The following is an 18,779-nucleotide window of genomic DNA, read 5'->3' on the forward strand; positions in this document are numbered from 1 at the left end:
CATGAAAAAGAAAGACGCTTCTCTTCCCTGTGAAGAAAATACGCTCAGTAATTACTTTGCAAAAGACCATCCCGATGAAGCGAAGTGGGCGGATTGTGTGCACTGCGGGATGTGTCTGGAAGCCTGCCCGACGTATTTGGAAACAGGTCAGGAGCAGCATTCTCCCAGGGGACGTGTCCATTTAATCAAGTCTGTAGCAGAAGGGAAATTGAACGTGAACGAAGCTTTTGCTGATCCCGTTTTTCAATGTCTGGACTGCCGGGCATGCACGACAGCCTGTCCGGCTGATGTCGATGTCGGGGGGCTGATTGAGGAAGCACGGGGACAGGTGCGTCAGGCGATGCCGCTTCGTGGATGGAAAGGAGCAGCGGGAAGCTTTTTCCTAAAACGGCTGTTCCCCCATCCGAACCGTATGCAGACGGTGAGCGGATTGTTAAAGCTTTATCAGCAGAGTGGTCTGCAGAAGGTAATGCGCCGTTCCGGGGCGATGAAGGTGATGCCGGATCACCTGGCAGGAATGGAAGCGATTATGCCGGAAATGAAAGCTTCTGTGCAGAAAACGTATAAAAACGTAGACCTCATTCCCGCTAAAGGGGCAGTCAAGGCAAGAGTGGCTATGCTGACCGGTTGTATCATGGATGTCATGTTCGGGGATATCAATGAATCGACCATCCATGTCCTTACTTACAATGGGAATGAAGTGACCCTTCCGAAACAACAGACGTGCTGCGGGGCACTCCACGTGCACGCCGGCGATCGTGATACGGGGCGGAAACTTGCCAAACAAAATATCGAAGCGTTCGAAGATGCCGGCAAAGTGATCGTCAATGCCGCCGGGTGCGGGTGTGCCCTGAAAGAATACCCGGAGCTTTTCAAGGATGATCCGGAGTGGCGCGACCGGGCTGAAAAATTCGCGGCAAAAGTGGAGGACGTTTCCAAGTACTTATGTGACACAGGTTACGTGAAGCCGGAAAGTCGAATCCACAAAAGCATTACCTATCATGATGCCTGCCACCTGGCTCACGGGCAGGGTGTGCGCCACGAACCCAGGCAGATGCTGCAGGATATCCCCGGGGTTGAGTATAAAGAGATGAAAAATGCAGACACCTGTTGTGGAAGTGCCGGAATTTATAACCTGACCAACCCGGAAATGGCGGGTGCCGTGCTCGATCGGAAAATGGCGGACGTCCCAGAAGATGTGGAGATGATTTCGATGGGAAATCCAGGCTGCATGCTGCAAATGGCGATGGGTGTTCAAAAATACGGACGGCGCAGTGAAATCGTCCATACGATCCAGCTGCTGGACTGGGCGTATCAAAAGGATGAGCAGGCGGCCGGAAAGAAAGGGTGAGGACAAATGTTGAAAAGAAAAAAGCAGAACAAAGTGGACCCTCATATCCGCAGCTTGACAAAAATTGTCGGGGAGAGTGAAATTCTTTATAAGCCTGAAGATTTGATTTCTTACGACTGTGATGGATTCACCGTTCATAAAGCTCTTCCAAAAGCGGTCGTGTTTCCGAAAAATACAGAAGAAGTAGCGGCCCTCGTCCAGTACTGCCATATGAATCACCTGCCGTTCCTCGCCCGCGGCGCCGGGACCGGTTTGAGCGGCGGGGCCATTCCGCTGAATGAGGAGATCATTATCAGTCTCGTAAAGATGAAGCAGCTGTTATGTGTGGACTATGAAAACCGTCAGGCGGTTGTGCAGCCGGGCTACGTCAACTTAAAGCTCACCAATTCCATATCGGATAAGGGGTACTATTATGCCCCGGATCCTTCAAGTCAGTATGTGTGTACCATTGGAGGAAACGTAGCGGAAAATGCCGGCGGGGCTCATTGTCTGAAATACGGGGTGACCACCAACCATATTCTCGGACTGGAAGTCGTCCTGCCTCATGGAGAGGTCATCGAAATCGGCGGTGAGGGTGCTCCAGACAGTCCCGGCTATGATCTGATGGGGCTTTTGACCGGTTCTGAAGGTACACTTGGCATTGTTACGAAAATCACTGTCCGGATCCTTAAGAGTCCTCAGGGGAAAAAGACGGTTCTTGCTTATTTCGATGATGTAGAGGAGGGGAGCCGGGCGGTTTCGGATATTATCGCTGCCGGCATTGTCCCTGCAGCCCTTGAAATGATGGACAAAACAGCTATTGAAGGAGTGGAGGCAGGGACATTTCCCGTCGGTCACCCGCCGGATATAGAAGCTTTCCTTCTGATAGAGGTAGATGGAATCATGGCCGGTTTAGAAGAGCAGATCGAACAGATTCTCGAAGTCTGTGAAAGCTGGAATGTACGGGAGGTGAAAGTAGCGAAAAGTGAAGAAGAACGGTCCCGCTGGTGGGCCAACCGCAAAACCGGATTCGGAGCGATGGGGGCGATATCCCCGGATTACCTCGTCCAGGACGGGGTGATTCCTAGAAGCCGTCTTCCGGAGGTGCTGAAGGAAATTGAGAAAATCAGCCGCGAGTCAGGTCTGCGGATCGCTAACATTTTTCATGCTGGAGACGGCAATCTGCACCCGCTGATCCTGTTTGATTCCCGAGTCCCGGGAGAAACCGAAAAAGCCCTTCAGGCAGGAACCGCCTGCTTGAAAGCCTGCGCGGATGTGGGAGGTTCGATTACCGGGGAGCATGGAGTCGGGATTGAGAAAAAAGAAGAGATGCGCTTCATTTTTACAGAAGAAGAAATTGAAGCTCAGTTGGATATCCGTGATGTCTTCAACCCTTATGATCTACTTAACCAGGGCAAGCTGTTCCCTAAGCCGAGCCGGTGTATGGATGTCAAAAAAATCGTCAAAGACACGGTGGCTGTTCAATCTTAAAAAGGAGGGTATCATAATGAAATTTGTGCGCGTATCCTATGCGGGTCAGAATTATGAAGCAACCATACATGGAGATGATGTCAGTTTTATAGAAGGAGATAAATATGGCAGCTGGCGATACACTGGTGAGGTGCGTCCGCTTGATCAAGTACGCCTGCTTGCTCCGGTGGAACCAAAGAAGGTGATCGGTATCGGGGCCAACTATGTAGCGGGAGTAGAAGAACGCCCGGAAAAAATCCCTGATCTTCCTGTTTTTTTTCTGAAGCCTTCTTCTTCTGTCATTGGTCCGGAGCAGGACATAGAAATCCCTGAACCGATCGAAGAAGTGAAATTCGAGTCTGAACTGGCTGTTGTCATTGGGAAGGAAGCAAAGAATATAGCTGAGACGGATGTATATGATTACATTTTCGGCTATACAATCGGTAATGATGTGACCGCTCCACAGTTTTTTCATGAGGATGGACATTGGACCGTTGGAAAAGCTTTTGATACATTCACACCGCTTGGTCCGGTCGTGGAAACCGATATCCGACCCGAGGAAGTTTTCGTCAAAGCGGATATCAATGGGGTGGAGACGCAGAACAGTCCGACAAGCTTGATGATTGTCCCGCTTGCTCCAATGATCGCTTATTTATCAAAGGTGATGACGCTTCATCCCGGAGATGTCATTTTAACAGGAAGTCCGCTTGGAGCCCATTTCGTGAAGGACCAGGATATCATTGAGTGTAGAATCGATGATATAGGGGTGTTAAGAAATAAAGCTGTCCGATCTTCTGTTTCCATCGAATCATAGAGGTGTATTTCTGGGACCTGTCCTGTGAAAAAGAAACGGTATTCATAGGGCAGGTTTTGTCGTTATTTGTATATTTAACAAAATTTTCTAAATTTTATTGAAACTATCATCAGGTGACCTTATAATGTTTAAAGGAAGCGCTTACAGCAAGGGGATTCAACAATGGAATAGGATTAAAAAAGATGGAGGGTGAACAATGAACACCGGAATGTTAGCACTCTTATCACTGCTGCCGATTGTTGCTGTTGGAATATTTCTCGTTGGTCTCCGATGGCCGGCGAGCCGGGCCATGCCGATCTCGTACATAGTTGCTGTTCTGCTCGCTTTATTTGTTTGGAAAGTACCCGGTGCTGTCGTCGCCGCCGCTTCTGTCAATGGTCTTGTCGTCGCCGCTACACTGCTTTACATTATCTTTGGTGCCATCCTACTATTAAATACTCTGCAGGAAAGCGGCGGCTTGAAAACCATCCGGCAGGGGTTTGTCGACATTTCACCCGACCGTAGAATCCAGGTGATCATTATCGCGTGGCTGTTCGGGGCCTTTATCGAAGGATCGGCCGGATTCGGGACGCCGGCGGCTGTGGCCGTTCCGTTACTGGTAGGACTCGGCTTTCCAGCAATGGCTGCTGTTATCGCCGGGATGGTCATTCAAAGCACCCCGGTATCCTTCGGCGCTGTTGGAACGCCTATTCTTGTGGGCGTCCAGACCGGCTTATCTGCAGATGCCTCGATTTCATCCAACTTCCTTTCCATGGTTACGATGATCGGAGGTCGTGCAGCCATCCTTCATGCCGTTGTTGGTACGTTGATTCCTCTTTTTGTGGTCGCATTCATGACTCGGTTCTTTGGGGAAAATAAATCCTTCAGTGAAGGCATCCGTGTCTGGAAGTTTGCATTATTTGCTGCTTTTGCCATGACCATTCCGTATACCATCGTTGCGAACCTTCTCGGACCTGAATTTCCTTCTATGATCGGCGGATTGGTTGGACTGGCCATTGTCGTTCCAGCTGCCAAAAAAGGATTTCTCATTCCTAAGGAAGAAAAGCATTGGGATTTCCCTGAAGCATCCAAATGGGATCCATCCTGGACGGGAAGAATTGAAATTAAGGACATTGCGCATCAAAGTGGGCGGATTTCCATGATCAGGGCCTGGATGCCGTATATCCTAGTCGGTGCCTTTCTCGTACTGACACGTTTGAAATCCCTGCCGGTGCTGGACTGGGTGCAGTCATTGACAGTCACGTTCCCGAATTTATTAGGAACTGACATCTCCTCTAGTTTTCAACCTTTGTACCTGCCTGGAACAATATTCGTTCTTGTCTCTCTGATTACGTTTTTCATTCATCAAATGAATGGATCAGCCTATAAAAAGGCCTGGGCCCATTCGGGTAAAACGATGATCCCAGCATCAGCTGCCCTGCTGTTTACAGTCCCGATGGTACAAGTTTTCTTAAATTCAGGCGGTGGTGCTGCAGGGTTTGGAAGTATGCCGATAGAACTGGCGAACGGTGTGGCTGGTCTCGCCGGGGATTACTGGCCGCTGATGTCCTCTTTCGTTGGTGGTCTAGGGGCGTTTATAGCTGGAAGTAACACCATCAGTAACATGATGTTTTCGCTTTTCCAATACGATGTCGGCTCCCAGATCGGTGTTGATGCTTCCTGGATTGTGGCGCTGCAGGCCGTAGGGGGAGCCGCCGGAAATATGATCTGCGTTCACAACGTTGTCGCGGCCTGTGCGGTCGTCGGCCTGGTTGGTAAAGAAGGGGACATTATCAGAAAAACTATTTTTCCGTTCCTGTATTATGCAGCCTCTGCAGGAGCGCTCGGATATTCCATCGTCTGGACAGCTGAAAAAGGGGTCTTCAATCTCGGCTCTGTTTTAGCTGCCATAATTACGACCGCGGCCGTCTATGTGATCGCCACCAATCATAAACGGCTTCCGGACAGCCGGCTTCGTAACCAGAAAAACGTACGTGCAGCCAAATAAAAACACGCTTGGGACGCAGCCTGCGTCCCAAGCGTGTTTTTTTAAATATCGATGAAGAACCAAATGACCATGATTAATGTGATGACAATTTTAGCGGCGGTACCACTAAGGAAGCCGAATAAAGAGCCTATAGCGGCCTTGAACGCATCCTGGCTTTCCCTCTTTTGAACAAGTTCTACAATGATGACAAGAACAAAAGGGACCACCAAAATCCCGAATGGCGGGATAATAAACGAACCGATAATGACTCCGATGGCCGCTGCCCGCTCACCCCATTTGCTTCCCCCATACCGTTTCACAAAATAACTATTGGCGATGATATCGGATATGATAAGCAGAATCGTAAGCACAACCGCACCGATCCAGAAAAAGACCGACAGTTCGTTCCCATCTACAAAAAAGAAATAGATCAGGAAACCAATCCATAAAACCAATGGTCCCGGAATGATCGGGAATATGACACTGGCAAAACTTGCCACGAAACTTGCAATAATGAATACCCATATTAAAATGTCCATTGTTCCATCCTCCTCATTTACACTACGCTTCTATTACGATTCACAACAAAAAAGGTTTCTAAACTTTTCTTTCTTCCTTAAATGCTTAGAGTTTGCATAAAAGAGAAAAATAGGCACTCGTCACCGTTCACAGATCATTTATTTTGTCCATTGGGGAACTGCCCCCCAATTTTATGTGCAGGTCACGTTCCGCTTATCGGTGGATGCTTGCCGCGGGCACGGCCTAAGCTAACTTGGTCAAGAAGGTCACTTGACCAAGTGGATCTTCGGCTCGCGCTGTTCCCGCAGGCGTCACCACCGAACGCTCCACGATACCTCCTCAAATAACTAACAAAAAGAGGGCACTCCTGGTTTCGAAGAAGTCTGTATTCTTCTAACAGCAGAATCCGCTGAGAGGATTGATTAATCATTGAATTCCCGCCGATTTTTACGGATGTTTTCATTGGAAATGTTCTTTTGTTCATCGAAAGTGATGACCATAGACTGCGTCAATGTGGTTTTTGTAGGGAAGTTTGGAGCTCCAGCAGATATAAAAAGAGCTTGTAGAAAATAGAAACCTCTCTACAAGCTGAAAAGCGAACCCTTTTGAGGGTCCGCTTTTAGGGGTTTTATTTTAGTCCTAATTCCTGGCGGTCGGGTGGAGCCATGAATTCAGGACCAACCGGGTCGTTGACATGCTTCAATAGAATCTCATCAATATCATGCATCGTCTGCTCGTCAATCTGGAAGTCACTGATACCTTGGACAGGATTGAGCTGGTCCGGACGACGTCCGCCCATAAGAGCAATACCGGAGCCGGGCTGGTCAAGCACCCAGCGCACGGCAAGCTGAAGAACCGATTTCCCGAATCGTTTCTCAGCAAGCTGTTCCAGTTCCTGTACAGCGTTTAAATACTGCTTGAACCGCGGCTGGTTGAATTTCGGATCATTGTTTCTCAAATCATCGCCTTCAAATTCCCGATCGGTGGACATTTTCCCGGAAAGGAGTCCGCGGCAAAGGGAACCGTAGGAGATCGTTGTGATTTCATGGTCCTGCACGTATGGCAGTGTTTTGGATTCAATATCCCGTTCAAATAAATTATAAGGTGGCTGGAGCGTGTGAAGCGGTGCAGCTTCACGGAAAATATCCATCTGCTCCGGCGTGAAATTACTCACTCCGATCGCACGGATTTTTCCCTGCTTATGCAGGTAGGCAAGCGCTTCAGCGGTCTCATGGATCGGTGTGACCGGGTCCGGCCAGTGCACCTGATAAATATCGATGTAATCTGTCTGCAGGCGTCGGAGGGAATCTTCCACTTCCTGGTGGATCCGCTCTTTGCTCGCATTACGGAAGACCGTTTCTTCATCTTTCCAGTCCATAGCCACCTTCGTAGCTAAAAGAAGGTCTTCGCGGCGCCCATACTGGCGGACAGCTTCTCCGACAATTTCCTCTGATTTACCAAACCCATATACAGGGGCTGTATCAATTAAGTTAATGCCTTGATCGAGAGCGGCATGAATCGTTTGGATGGATTCCTTTTCATCTGTGCCGCCCCACATCCAGCCGCCGATGGCCCATGTGCCGAGGCCGATGCGGCTGGCTTCCATTGATGTATTACTAATTCTTACTTTTTCCATTATTTCTTCACCTCCACAATCAAACACATTATGGTCTGTACCCGGTTTTTGCAGAAGTTAACCACCCCCGTATGTAACTTTTCCAGACGAACCTACCCACTTCCCAGATGGCAGGTTATAATAATGGTAATGACGAAAGGGGCTGGGGGAGTGGAAACAGCGGGAAAGTTTCATGCAGAAAAACAAAAGCATCGGAAAAAATGGAAGAGGCCTGTATTTTGGACGCTTGGAATTACAATTTTTTTAATGGTTGCTGCAGTTGTTTTTGTAAACGCTTTCACTTTAAGGAGCCTTCCTGAAACAGAAGGCGAAATTCCGCTGCAGGGGTTAACCGGACAAGTTGAGGTGCTGCGTGATGAAAATGGTGTGCCTCATATTGAAGCTGAAAGCCTGGATGATTTATTCATGGCCCAGGGCTATGTTCAGGCGCAGGACCGGATGTTCCAGATGGAGCTGGCCCGCAGGCAGGCGTCCGGCCGGTTGAGTGAAGTGGTTGGGGAAGCAGCCCTTGAACAGGACCGGTATTTCCGGACATTAGGACTTAGACGGGCGGCGGAGAAATCGCTGGCTGTTTATCCAGAGGAGACGATGGAACTGTTGCAGGCTTTCGCAGACGGAGTGAACGCTTATATGGAATCAGAGCCGCTCTCACCTGAATTCGCCATGATGGCCATTGATCCTGAGCCCTGGACACCGCTCGATTCATTAACAATTGGAAAATACATGGCTTTTGACCTGGGCGGACACTGGGAACGCCAGGCGTTCAATTACTATATACTGGATAACTTTCCTGAAGAGGAAGCGTATGAATTGTTTCCCGCTTATCCGGAAGGAGCTCCGACCGTATTAGCGGATGCTGAAGGGCTTGACGTGGAAGAAAGTCTGGCTCATGCGGTTATTCCACACGAATTCAATGGCAGTAATAACTGGGTGGTCAGTGGCAGCCGGACGGCTTCCGGTTCGCCGATGCTGGCTGATGATCCCCATCTCGGGATGGCCACCCCGTCCATCTGGTATCAGATGGATTTGAGGGCGGGGGATTATCAGGTTTCCGGTGTCATTTTTGCCGGCATCCCGGGGATCATCCTCGGCCACAACAAATCGGCAGCCTGGGGGGTGACGAACGTCGGTCCGGATGTGCAGCAGTTGTACATGGAAAAAAGAAACCCGGATAATCCAGAGGAATTCTTATATGAAGGCCGGTGGGAGCAGGCGGATGTTATCGAAGAAACCATTGAGGTGAAAGATGGCAGCGATGTTCAGATGGATGTACTGGAGACAAGGCATGGTCCTGTAATCAGCGAGTTCAGTGAAGGAGCAGAGGGAGATACGGTCTTGTCGCTCCGGTGGACAGCTCTGGATGCAACGACAGAGCTTGATGCGATACTGGAAATCAATCAAGCTGATGACTGGAAATCGTTCGAGAAAGGCCTGGAAAAATTTCTAGCTCCAGCACAGAATTTTGTTTTTGCCGGCAAGGACGGCACAATCGCCTATAAAGCGAACGGCCGTATTCCGATTTATGACAATCCGGAAGATGCACTGCTGCCATTAAGAGGATGGAAAGCAGAGGATGAGTGGCAGGGCTATATTCCTTTTGACGAGCTGCCGACGGTCATCAATCCAGAGGAAGGGTATGTGGCAACAGCCAACAACAAAATCGTTTCCGATGATTACCCTTATCACATCAGTCATAACTGGGCTCAGCCTTACCGGTATACCAGAATTGCTGAGATGCTTGAAAATCATGAAGCGGTGACTTTAGCTGATATGCAGGACATGCAGATGGATGTCAAAAACCTGCAGGCTGAAGAATTTCTGCCTTACCTGTTGGAACATACGGAAGCTGAAGAGGACCTGGAAAAGCAGGCGCTTCTCATGTTGGAAGAATGGAATCTTGAAGATGATCGGAATCTCCCTCAGCCGCTTCTATTCCATCTCTGGATGGCCGGCATCGAAAACGAATTGTATGAATCATCCATTCCAAAGTCCATTCAAAGTCTTTTCCGAGGTTCAGCTCAAACGACAGATGAGCTGTTGAGAATGGACAGGGACGGTGGAGATTCTTTATGGATGGAGAAAGCTGGAGGAAGCTCAAAGGTGATCACCACGGCTTTTGAAACCACTGTTCGGGAATTGGCTGAAGAATATGGTGAAGATCCTTCTACGTGGGAATGGGGAGAGTATCACGCCGTGGAATTTACTCATCCGTTATCCAGTATTGGTTTTCTGGACCGGTTCTTAAATCCAGGCGACCCGTACCCTGTCAGTGGAAGCCGGGTAACCGTCAGAGCAGCAGGTTTTAATGAAAACGGCCTCGTCAATCACGGCGCTTCCTGGCGCTTTGTCATCGATATGGCCGAATCACAGAAGGGATACCATGTCGTTGGTCCCGGTCAGTCCGGGCATTTCCGAAGTGCCTGGTACCATGATCAGCTGGAAGACTGGGTTGAAGGCGGCTATCATGTAACCAGCTTGGATGAACAGGAAGGCGGTGTGCTTACGCTTACCCCGTAACATGAATGCTTAGTCCATCCGGGTTTGGGGAATGACTAAAGATGTCATTTTCTAAAAAGGGGGCGTCCTGTTGTGCATGGGTTTCATGATGTTTTCATCCAGATTTTAATTTTATTAGCGATTTCCATTACTGTCATCGCGATTGCCAAATTATTAAAGGAGCCGGATTCGATCGCGCTCGTCCTCGTCGGTCTTGTGCTGGGAATGACGGAACTTCCGGTCATCGAGGAAGCCGAACGGTACATCACCCAATCGGAAGTGTTCCAAGCGACGATCATCTCTTTGTTTTTGCCGATTTTACTTGGTGATGCAACGTTGAAGCTGCCGTTTCATCATTTGTTTTCCGAAAAGAAAACCGTCATGGGGCTGGCCTTTATGGGAACGTTCATTTCTGCCATATGCATCGGGACTGCCTCCTATTTCTTCCTGGACCTTCCTTTGGCTGTTGCTTTTACGTTTGCGGCACTGATGAGTGCGACAGATCCCATCAGTGTCCTCTCTATTTTTAAGTCGCTCGGAGTACCTCAAAAGATGTCGACGATTATGGAAGGCGAGTCCCTATTCAATGACGGGATTGCGGTGGTATTATTCAAAATCGCGAGCATTTATCTTCTCACTTACATTGAAATGGGATGGACAGGTTTTGGCAGCGGAGTTTTCATGTTCCTGAAATTCGCCATTGGGGGAGCGCTTGTCGGTCTTGTTTTCGGGTTTTTCTTTTCACAAATCATTCGTTTCTTTGATGATTACCCGCTCGAGGTGGCCTTCAGTGCCCTCTTGTTTTTCGGAAGCTACTTCATTGCCGAACATTTCCATACATCCGGAGTCATCGCTGTCGTTGTAGCAGGGTTTGTTTTTGGGGATTACGGTGCGAAAGTCGGCATGTCCAAGCAGACAAAAACGAACATCAACACGTTCTGGGATTCGATCACACTACTTGCGAATGCGTTGATCTTCCTTATGGTCGGTCTGGAAATCCGCAATATCAATCTATCGGAAAACTGGGCCTATATCGCAGGGGCTATCGTGATTGTACTGATCGGCCGCACGATCGCTCTCTATATCAGTACTGGTTGGATCAAGGAGCTGAATGCCAAGGAGCGTCTGCTGATCAACTGGGGTGGTCTGCGGGGGAGTTTATCTGTCGCTCTTGCGCTCAGTCTGCCGATGGATTTTTCCGGAAGGGACCAGGTGCTCCTGTTAACCTTCTCTGTCGTGCTGTTTTCATTGATTGTCCAAGGGCTGACGTTGAAGCCGCTGATCAAAAAGCTTGGTCTTGCCTGAGTCCTGAACAAAGACGCCGCTTGCCGGCGTCTTTTTTATGTTCAAAAGTTATAACGCCATGTCAAATGGGCATTTCCGGAACTGGTCGAACCGGCTTTATACTGAACCTGTACCAAACACATGTCTGAGTCGTTGAAAGGCAGAAGGAGAGGCTGCCGCAAGATACATGTCCCTGAAGAGCGGTCGTCCTTCAATGGGGAGAAAAGTAATGCCTCTGTATTCCATGTGTTTTGCCATCAATTCAGGGAAATAAGCGATCCCCATGCCCTGGGAAACAAAACCGGAGTGGGCATGTTCATGCACCGCAGTGCTTTCGTAAGAGTATCCCATTTCTTCAGCGAGGGACTGGAAACGGCTTGTAAATTGCTGGTTTTCGGCAGAAAGAATCTGATGCTCCTTCAAGCAATCCTCCAAGGAAACGGTCTCCAGATCAGCAAGAGAAGAGTCATTGGAAACCGCAGCGACAAAGTGGTCCCGGAATAGAAACGAAGCGTACAGCTCTTCCCATTCTGCGGGGCCTTCGACAATCGCAGCGTCAATGACGTGGTTTTTTAATAACGGTAGAAGCTCACGGCTGTTTTCCCTGACTGCTGTAACGAATATATCAATGGTATTTAATGACGGCATGTAGTCATTCATGTAATACGTACTGATGTAGGGGGTAGAGCCGAAACGGATGCGCCCATCCGTCTGGTAGTGCTCGATGATGTGACTGATCTGGGTAAAGAGAGGAGCCAGTTCCTCGTGGAGTGCTCTGGATTTCGCAGTCAATTCGATTCCTGAGCGTGATGTCAGGAATAAAGGAAAACCGAGCTCTTCTTCCAGCTTCTTCATCTGTCTGCTTAAGGCTGGCTGGGAGATGAGCAGGGACTGGGCTGCCTTTGTAAAGCTCTGATAACGGGCAATTTCAATGAATGATTGAAGCCGCTGCAAATGCATGGTTGATAACCTCCTGTGATTGGAATAGCAGGGGATGAATGAAAGGGGTGGCAGGAATGAAATGGAACAGGCTGGTTTATTATATCATGGGGATCTTTACGGTGTATTTCGGCACAGCGCTTGTCGTCAAAGCTTCTCTCGGTGCTGGGTTCTGGACGGCTTTGTTTGTCGGGTTCAGTGAACGCTTCGGTATGTCGGCAGGGTTTTGGTTCGGGATCACACAGGTGGTGGTTATTTTTGTCAACGCCCGTCTGAAGAAGACCCACCCGGATATCTTTGCGTTTATTCCTATTCTTCTGGAAAGTGTGATTCTGGATTTCTGGCTCCTCGTCGTGATGGGGGCATGGGATTTCAGTATGCTGCCTCTCTGGGTTAAAATGTTGATTTTTACCGGAGGGCTCCTCGCTGCTACTTTTGGGATATCCCTTTATATTCAAACAGGCTTCCCAAGGGCGCCGGCGGATGATCTATTCGTCTCGATCAGTGAACGGTTCCAAATGAGGCTCGGAAGTGCTCAAGTGGTAGTTGCCGTTATGGCTGCGGTGCTGGCTTATGGGGTCGGCGGACCGGTGGGGATGGGGACGATCCTGTCTGTCCTCCTTGCCGGACCATGTATCGAACTCTGGTCCACCAAGACAGCCGTACTCCTATCTTCATAAAAAACGACCAGTGCAAACTGGTCGTTTTCTTTTCTGCGTTATGCTCAGCAGGATGTATGATTAGGTTCTTTAAGGCAGGTCTTTTTGTTATGTGTATGGGCTGCTTTCACAAGGAGCTTATCGATGGTGACGACTGCGGGGGCATCCACCGATCCTCAGCCCCCCATTTTAAAGAAGCTCTTGAAGCTGTTGGACAGCATGGGAAAGATCATCATGGAAAACGATATCAAACAAATCGTCCTTGTCCGTAGGTTCATTATTGATCAGGATCGACGATGTCCTGCCGTGTTCTCCTGCGTAATAAGGAAGAAGACAGAAAGGCGTAACCTGCAGGGAAGTTCCCATAACAAGAAGCAGGTCAGCTTCCTTGATGATCCGCTCGGCTTCGTCATGAGCTGTAATCAGGTCACCGAACAGCATGACGCCGGGTTTAAGCGTCGTCCCACAGTTACGGCATACAGGAACCATCGTCTCCATCACACTTTCCAGCGGATAAGAGCGTCCGCAGTCCTGGCAGAACGAATGGTTCAATGATCCGTGATACTCCAGAACAGAAGAGCTGCCTGCGAGCTGGTGAAGACCGTCGACATTCTGGGTAATGACAGACACATTGCGGCGATCTGATTCAAGCTCGTGAATAAATTGATGGACGTTGTTTGGACGGTACTCCTGCAAAAGCTTTAAGCGGAAAATGGCTTTGTACTTTTTCCAGAAGTCATCCGGATGCTTTTGGAAATAATCGTTCGACATGTAATATTCACGCGCATGATCTTCTGTCCACAACCCTTCACTGGAGCGGAAATCAGGTATTCCGCTTGCTGTTGATACACCCGCCCCTGTGAGAACGACGATCCGCTCTGCACGCTTTATCCGGCGGGCTGCTGATTCATAGGACATGAGGATCTCTCCTTACTGTTTATTGAATCCTTTTCTCTTCACGATGCCGGTCACATCCATACGCATCGGTTTTGAGAAACGACGCCGCATCTGATCCGTCCATGAGTCGCTTCGGTTGTTCGTCTGCCGGGCCTCGTAATAAGAAGCAATTTCCTTGTCAAAAGCAGCAAGCTCCTCTTTGTGATCACGATTGTAGCTGTTTTCAAAGTAGACAGCCTGTTTTGGCAGGCGTGGTTTAAGATCGGGCTCATGATCCGGAACGCCGATGACCATGCCGAATAATGGCAGGACATGCTTAGGAAGGTGAAGGATTTCATCGACTTTATCCAGTTGATTCCGAAGGCTTCCAATATAACAGATGCCCAGTCCCATCGCTTCAGCGGCAATAGCGGCATTCTGGGACGCAAGCGCAGCATCGATGGCGGACACGAGGAAGTGTTCGCTGTTTTCCAGATTGGAAAGCATCTGCTCATACTCGGATGGTGTCGCGTACAATGTATGGCGGTATAAATCCGCACAAAAAACCAACAGGTGTCCGTTGTTTTTTACATAATCCTGGCCCGAAATTTCGGCCAGCTGGGATTTCTTCTCCTCATCCGTCACACCGATGATGCTGTAAGCCATCATGTAACTGGATGTGGAAGCCTGCTGGGCTGCTTCAATAATGGTGTTCAGCTGTTCGTCTGTCAGCTTTTCATCTTTGAATTTACGGATGGAGCGGTGGTTCAACAAAGTCTCTATCGTCTGGTTCATTTTCCTGCCTCCTCAAAAGTGGTGCACATGGATATTTTTCATTTTCTTCCTTTAAGGTAACAAAATTGCCCGGAGATTGGTAATGATATGGCCGTTTTATTCTTACAGTGTTAGAAGGAATCCGTTAGAGGGGTGCAGAATCTTTACATATAGGAAAAAGACGAGGTGGTAAAAGTGGCGGAACTTTACAGCTTCCATTCTTTTAAAAAAAGAAAGGAAACAACAGAATTGATTCAGGATAAAAGGCTTCCGGTAGCTGTCTATCAGAGTGTGCTTTATTATATTCATCTGGATGTCACGGAACTTCAGCAGCCGGCATTTGAATACATATCCACCCAGGGCAGTCTGCAGGAAATTTATCATGATAACCGCCTGCTATTTCTGCATACCTTTCAATCTCTGCTTGTCCATTGGAAACTTCTCTATACACCGCATGTTCTTCCAGAAAATCCGTTTGCTTTTTTTGGGACCGTCGGAGATTTATGCGCATATATCGAAAAAAGGGTGAAAGCTCTATAAGACGATGATTACTCATGTCTTACAGCTTTCACCCTTTTTACATTGACGACTCCCAAGTATATCTGGGTAAGTCCGACACCGAACAGGACAGGAGCGGCTCCAGTGACAAGGTAGGTGCTGATCATTGTCTGGACGATCCCCATGCTCATCATAAGTAAATATTTCTCCTGTTTGAAACTGATATAGGTCCCGATGAGGGAAAGAATGGCTAATCCAACAAGCAGTGGTGCTGCCCATGGATAAAGATATAAGGCTTCCATAATCATTTGTACCTCCTGATTGTTTTCTGAATTTTATAAAAGTTTATCATCTGAGTGTAAAGGCTTCAACAGTGAAAAACGTCTAGTTTTGACGCTTTTCTGTTGTTTGAGGTATGGATCAATATTCCCTGGCTGCTGTTTATTTAAACTTGTTCGTACGACATTTTTTTACATGGAAAGGGTGTTGGAAGGATGAATGGAAAAATAGTCGTTGATCATTTATCTAAAACGTTTAAAAAAGGCGGGGTGCAGGCGGTCAAGGATGTTTCTTTTAAGGTGGAAGAGGGAGAGTTCTTCGCCTTTCTCGGCCCAAATGGAGCTGGGAAATCAACGATTGTGCAGATTTTGACTACCTTGATGAATGCTACGTCAGGAACAGCTTTTGTTGCAGGCTTTGACGTAATCAAGGAACCCGAAAAGGTGAGGCGCCACATAGGAGCAGCCCTTCAGGAGACAGGGGTGGATCCGGATCTGACCGGCCGGGAAATGCTTGAGCTACAGGCATGGATTTTCGGGTTTGGTAAAAGGGAGGGGCGTCTTCGCGCAGAAGAGCTTCTGGATATTGTGCAGCTGACGGAAGCTGCTGAGCGAAGAATCGGGCGGTATTCCGGAGGCATGCGCCGGCGTCTTGATCTGGCGCTTACCCTTGTGCATGAACCTGCCGTCCTTTTTCTGGATGAGCCGACAACGGGGTTGGATCCATCCAACCGGATGGCCGTGTGGGAGGAGTTGAGGCGGTTGAATAAAGATAAGGGAACGACTATTTTTTTAACCACTCAGTATTTGGAGGAAGCTGACAACCTGGCTGATCGGATCAGCATTATTAATGATGGAGAAATCGTGGCTTCCGGAACACCCAAAGAGCTTAAAGCACGAATCGGGAGCGACCTTATTGCTCTCACTCCTGTGGATGGAGGAGACGAAGACAGGACACTCCATCTGTTGAAATCCGGTCTGATGGATGCGGATGTTATTAGAAAACAGGAAAAGATTCTGATTTACGTTGAGGAAGGGACGAGACAGCTGTTGGAAGTGGCACGTATTCTCGATCGGGAAAATATTGAGGTCGAGGATATCCAATTATCTTCTCCGACCCTGGATGATATTTTCCTTAAGATTACAGGAGAGGGGAAGAGAAGCTATGAGCAGTAATGTTTGGAGAGATACATGGCTGATGACGAGAAGAAACGTGAAAACGACATTAAGAAATCCGTTTTCTTTTATTCCCAATCTGATGATTTCTGCTTTTTTTCTATTGGTCTATGAAGGAGGGTTGAGCGGAATCTCCCAGCTTCCGACGTTTGAGGGAGCCAACTACTTAGCTTTCATTCTGCCTGTATCCATCGTATCGGCGGCCATCGGTGGAGCCGGTGGGGCGGGGCAGAGTATTGTGAAGGACATTGAAAATGGGTTCTTTTCCCGGCTGCTGCTGACGCCTGCTTCGCGTCTTTCGATTGTGCTTGGTCCGATCATTGCGGGGATGCTCCAGCTTTTTGTGCAGACGCTGCTTATTATCGGGATAGCTTTTTTGCTGGGACTTGAAGTCCAGACAGGGATGGGAGGCGTACTGTTTGTTCTCCTGATCGCCATCGGATGGGGACTTGCCTTTGCCGGGTACTCCGCCGGTGTTGCTTTACGGACAGGGAACGCGCAGGCTGCTCAGGCTGGAACGTTTATCTTTTTTCCTCTTATATTTTTAAGCACCACATTCGTCCCCTATGAGCTCATTGATGCGCAGTGGCTTAAGATTGCTGCTGTTATCAATCCGACCACCTATATTTTTGAGAGTATGCGGACTGTTTTGATTGACGGCTGGGTCTTCTGGGATATGATGCAGGGAGTGATCGCCATTACCATCGTCAGTACACTGACCATTACTTTTGCGGCAGTCTCAGCAAAGCGGGCGGTTTCCCGTGGATAATTCCGGAAAAAGGAAGATTTTGGCCTTCCTGGTATGGTAGACTAAGAATATTAATGAAGCAGGGAGTGGTGTTTATGTCAAAAAACAGACGATTTATAACCATTAATATCCAAAAAAACATAGGAGGACACCACTCGTAGCGTCCTCCACATACTCAGGAGGAATGGAATGAAACGGAAGGATTTTACAACCTATTTTAAAGAACAGCTGCAGGATGGAGAAAAGGCCGGCAGGGTGACGACATCCACCCATGGCATTTACACAGTGGCAGACGATGAAACGGAACGCTTCGGTGAAGTGTCCGGACGCTTCCATTATCATACGGTTGAAGACAGCGGTTTTCCTGCTGTAGGGGACTGGGTTGTCATTGAGCCCTATGATGAAGGCAGACGTGTGAAAATTCAGCGAGTATTAAACAGGAATACGGTCTTCTCCCGTAGTGCACCTGGGCAGTCCAACAAAGAGCAAGTGATAGCGGCCAATGTGGATGTTGTCTTTGTCGTCACAGCGTTGACTCAGGAAATGAACCCGAGAAGACTGGAACGGTATATAGAGCAGGTGTATGAGAGCGGCGCTCGTCCAGTTATCGTTTGTACGAAGAAGGATTTATCTACGTCGCTTCATAAACAGCTGTTTCAAATTGAACAAGCAGCCCCCGGAGTCCCTGTGTATCCTGTAAACAGTCTTCATGGAGAAGGGCTGGAGTTATTGAAACATGAATTAACACCTGGACAGACCGTTTCTTTGGTCGGCTCTTCGGGTGTAGGGAAGTCCACATTAATGAACGCCCTGCTTGAAAAAGAAGTGCAGGAGACACAGGCGGTGAGAGAAGAAGATGATCGCGGGCGTCATACGACGACACATCGGGAGTTATTCAGCCTGCCTGACGGCTCCTATATGATGGATACGCCGGGAATGAGGGAGCTTCAGCTCTGGGGAAACGGTGAAGGGAATCTTGATTATACGTTTTCTGATATTGGAGCTTTAAGCGCCGGGTGCAGGTTTCGCGACTGCCGTCATGAAGAGGAACCAGGTTGTGCGGTCCAAGCGGCCATTCAAAGTGGAGAGATGGAAGTGAGCCGGTTGAAAAGCTACAACAAATTGAAGCGTGAACGGAGACGTCTGGAGTTGAAGGATAAGTACGGAACTCATCGGACGAACCGTATGCTGCATGGTCCCAATGCTGTCAAAGAATAACGGCATCGGTATAAACAAAACGCCCTCTGAGATCAACTCGCTGATCTCAGGGGGCGTTTGTTTGATAACGTATAAAAAAGCATCTCCCGATAGGAGAT

The 18,779-nt window shown here is 48.6% G+C and carries 17 protein-coding genes; 11 read left to right on the forward strand and 6 right to left on the reverse strand.

Annotated elements, in window-relative coordinates; all coding sequences use genetic code 11:
* Position 1: 1 nt before the first annotated feature.
* From H615_RS0104105 to H615_RS0104120, 4 genes are all read left to right on the forward strand, one after another.
* Positions 2–1,351 carry a (Fe-S)-binding protein gene (locus H615_RS0104105; protein ID WP_027953950.1) on the forward strand — a complete coding sequence of 450 codons (1,350 nt, stop codon included), beginning with the start codon at positions 2–4 and terminating at the stop codon, positions 1,349–1,351.
* A 6-nt stretch (positions 1,352–1,357) separates the two neighbouring features.
* Positions 1,358–2,821 (forward strand): FAD-linked oxidase C-terminal domain-containing protein, encoded by a 1,464-nt coding sequence (locus tag H615_RS0104110; protein WP_035531251.1) that lies wholly within the window; start codon positions 1,358–1,360, stop codon positions 2,819–2,821.
* A 16-nt stretch (positions 2,822–2,837) separates the two neighbouring features.
* Entirely contained in the window at positions 2,838–3,614 is a 777-nt protein-coding gene (locus tag H615_RS0104115; RefSeq protein WP_027953952.1) for a fumarylacetoacetate hydrolase family protein, read from the forward strand.
* 196 nt (positions 3,615–3,810) lie between these two features.
* Positions 3,811–5,601, forward strand: a complete 1,791-nt coding sequence (locus H615_RS0104120; RefSeq protein WP_027953953.1) for an L-lactate permease — start codon at positions 3,811–3,813, stop codon at positions 5,599–5,601.
* 41 nt (positions 5,602–5,642) lie between these two features.
* On the opposite strand, the gene H615_RS0104125 is transcribed toward H615_RS0104120, so the two are convergent.
* Together H615_RS0104125 and H615_RS0104130 are read right to left on the reverse strand one after the other, a co-directional pair.
* A complete protein-coding gene (locus tag H615_RS0104125) occupies positions 5,643–6,119 on the reverse strand; it encodes a DUF456 domain-containing protein (RefSeq protein WP_027953954.1) in 477 nt (158 codons plus the stop codon).
* Between the two features lie 608 nt (positions 6,120–6,727).
* Entirely contained in the window at positions 6,728–7,735 is a 1,008-nt protein-coding gene (locus H615_RS0104130) for an aldo/keto reductase (protein WP_027953955.1), read from the reverse strand.
* Positions 7,736–7,858: 123 nt separating this feature from the next.
* Between H615_RS0104130 and H615_RS0104135 the strand changes: the two genes are divergently transcribed.
* Positions 7,859–10,252, forward strand: coding sequence for a penicillin acylase family protein (locus tag H615_RS0104135; protein WP_244877718.1), 2,394 nt, complete (start codon positions 7,859–7,861; stop codon positions 10,250–10,252).
* A 72-nt stretch (positions 10,253–10,324) separates the two neighbouring features.
* On the forward strand, positions 10,325–11,536 hold the full coding sequence (locus H615_RS0104140) for a cation:proton antiporter (protein WP_027953957.1): 1,212 nt from the start codon (positions 10,325–10,327) through the stop codon (positions 11,534–11,536).
* A gap of 96 nt (positions 11,537–11,632) precedes the next feature.
* On the opposite strand, the gene H615_RS0104145 is transcribed toward H615_RS0104140, so the two are convergent.
* Positions 11,633–12,475, reverse strand: coding sequence for a LysR family transcriptional regulator (locus tag H615_RS0104145; RefSeq protein ID WP_027953958.1), 843 nt, complete (start codon positions 12,473–12,475; stop codon positions 11,633–11,635).
* A 56-nt stretch (positions 12,476–12,531) separates the two neighbouring features.
* Between H615_RS0104145 and H615_RS20870 the strand changes: the two genes are divergently transcribed.
* Positions 12,532–13,134 carry a YczE/YyaS/YitT family protein gene (locus tag H615_RS20870; protein WP_156896436.1) on the forward strand — a complete coding sequence of 201 codons (603 nt, stop codon included), beginning with the start codon at positions 12,532–12,534 and terminating at the stop codon, positions 13,132–13,134.
* A 168-nt stretch (positions 13,135–13,302) separates the two neighbouring features.
* Here the strand turns inward: H615_RS20870 and H615_RS0104155 are convergent, their stop codons facing one another.
* Entirely contained in the window at positions 13,303–14,031 is a 729-nt protein-coding gene (locus tag H615_RS0104155) for an NAD-dependent protein deacylase (protein WP_027953959.1), read from the reverse strand.
* A gap of 12 nt (positions 14,032–14,043) precedes the next feature.
* Positions 14,044–14,784 (reverse strand): oxygen-insensitive NADPH nitroreductase, encoded by a 741-nt coding sequence (gene nfsA, locus H615_RS0104160; RefSeq protein WP_027953960.1) that lies wholly within the window; start codon positions 14,782–14,784, stop codon positions 14,044–14,046.
* Between the two features lie 174 nt (positions 14,785–14,958).
* Between nfsA and H615_RS0104165 the strand changes: the two genes are divergently transcribed.
* Complete coding sequence (locus tag H615_RS0104165; RefSeq protein ID WP_027953961.1) at positions 14,959–15,303, forward strand: hypothetical protein; 345 nt, start codon at positions 14,959–14,961, stop codon at positions 15,301–15,303.
* Between the two features lie 8 nt (positions 15,304–15,311).
* On the opposite strand, the gene H615_RS0104170 is transcribed toward H615_RS0104165, so the two are convergent.
* The gene (locus H615_RS0104170) at positions 15,312–15,563 is read right to left on the reverse strand and encodes a hypothetical protein (protein ID WP_156896437.1); all 252 of its coding nucleotides are present in this window, start codon (positions 15,561–15,563) and stop codon (positions 15,312–15,314) included.
* A 192-nt stretch (positions 15,564–15,755) separates the two neighbouring features.
* Between H615_RS0104170 and H615_RS0104175 the strand changes: the two genes are divergently transcribed.
* The 3 genes from H615_RS0104175 to rsgA all read left to right on the forward strand — a co-directional run bounded on the left by H615_RS0104175 (position 15,756) and on the right by rsgA (position 18,681).
* Positions 15,756–16,715: a daunorubicin resistance protein DrrA family ABC transporter ATP-binding protein gene (locus H615_RS0104175; protein ID WP_027953963.1), complete on the forward strand. Its 960-nt coding sequence runs from the start codon at positions 15,756–15,758 to the stop codon at positions 16,713–16,715.
* Positions 16,705–17,484: an ABC transporter permease gene (locus H615_RS0104180; protein ID WP_027953964.1), complete on the forward strand. Its 780-nt coding sequence runs from the start codon at positions 16,705–16,707 to the stop codon at positions 17,482–17,484. Before H615_RS0104175 ends, H615_RS0104180 begins: the two co-directional genes overlap by 11 nt.
* Positions 17,485–17,652: 168 nt before the next feature.
* The gene (gene rsgA / locus H615_RS0104185) at positions 17,653–18,681 is read left to right on the forward strand and encodes a ribosome small subunit-dependent GTPase A (RefSeq protein ID WP_027953965.1); all 1,029 of its coding nucleotides are present in this window, start codon (positions 17,653–17,655) and stop codon (positions 18,679–18,681) included.
* The last annotated feature ends 98 nt before the right edge of the window (positions 18,682–18,779 follow it).

The organism is Halobacillus kuroshimensis DSM 18393, assembly GCF_000425705.1.
GTDB classification, from domain to species: Bacteria; Bacillota; Bacilli; order Bacillales; family Halobacillaceae; genus Halobacillus; species Halobacillus kuroshimensis.

What these genes read in the sequence shown, in the direction of transcription:
- H615_RS0104105 (WP_027953950.1), top strand. Translation starts at nt 2, where the DNA reads ATGAAAAAGAAAGACGCTTCTCTTCCCTGTGAAGAAAATACGCTCAGT.
- H615_RS0104110 (WP_035531251.1), top strand. Translation starts at nt 1,358, where the DNA reads ATGTTGAAAAGAAAAAAGCAGAACAAAGTGGACCCTCATATCCGCAGC.
- H615_RS0104115 (WP_027953952.1), top strand. Translation starts at nt 2,838, where the DNA reads ATGAAATTTGTGCGCGTATCCTATGCGGGTCAGAATTATGAAGCAACC.
- H615_RS0104120 (WP_027953953.1), top strand. Translation starts at nt 3,811, where the DNA reads ATGAACACCGGAATGTTAGCACTCTTATCACTGCTGCCGATTGTTGCT.
- H615_RS0104125 (WP_027953954.1), bottom strand. Translation starts at nt 6,119, where the DNA reads ATGGACATTTTAATATGGGTATTCATTATTGCAAGTTTCGTGGCAAGT.
- H615_RS0104130 (WP_027953955.1), bottom strand. Translation starts at nt 7,735, where the DNA reads ATGGAAAAAGTAAGAATTAGTAATACATCAATGGAAGCCAGCCGCATC.
- H615_RS0104135 (WP_244877718.1), top strand. Translation starts at nt 7,859, where the DNA reads ATGGTAATGACGAAAGGGGCTGGGGGAGTGGAAACAGCGGGAAAGTTT.
- H615_RS0104145 (WP_027953958.1), bottom strand. Translation starts at nt 12,475, where the DNA reads ATGCATTTGCAGCGGCTTCAATCATTCATTGAAATTGCCCGTTATCAG.
- H615_RS20870 (WP_156896436.1), top strand. Translation starts at nt 12,532, where the DNA reads ATGAAATGGAACAGGCTGGTTTATTATATCATGGGGATCTTTACGGTG.
- H615_RS0104155 (WP_027953959.1), bottom strand. Translation starts at nt 14,031, where the DNA reads ATGTCCTATGAATCAGCAGCCCGCCGGATAAAGCGTGCAGAGCGGATC.
- nfsA (WP_027953960.1), bottom strand. Translation starts at nt 14,784, where the DNA reads ATGAACCAGACGATAGAGACTTTGTTGAACCACCGCTCCATCCGTAAA.
- H615_RS0104170 (WP_156896437.1), bottom strand. Translation starts at nt 15,563, where the DNA reads ATGGAAGCCTTATATCTTTATCCATGGGCAGCACCACTGCTTGTTGGA.
- H615_RS0104175 (WP_027953963.1), top strand. Translation starts at nt 15,756, where the DNA reads ATGAATGGAAAAATAGTCGTTGATCATTTATCTAAAACGTTTAAAAAA.
- H615_RS0104180 (WP_027953964.1), top strand. Translation starts at nt 16,705, where the DNA reads ATGAGCAGTAATGTTTGGAGAGATACATGGCTGATGACGAGAAGAAAC.
- rsgA (WP_027953965.1), top strand. Translation starts at nt 17,653, where the DNA reads ATGAAACGGAAGGATTTTACAACCTATTTTAAAGAACAGCTGCAGGAT.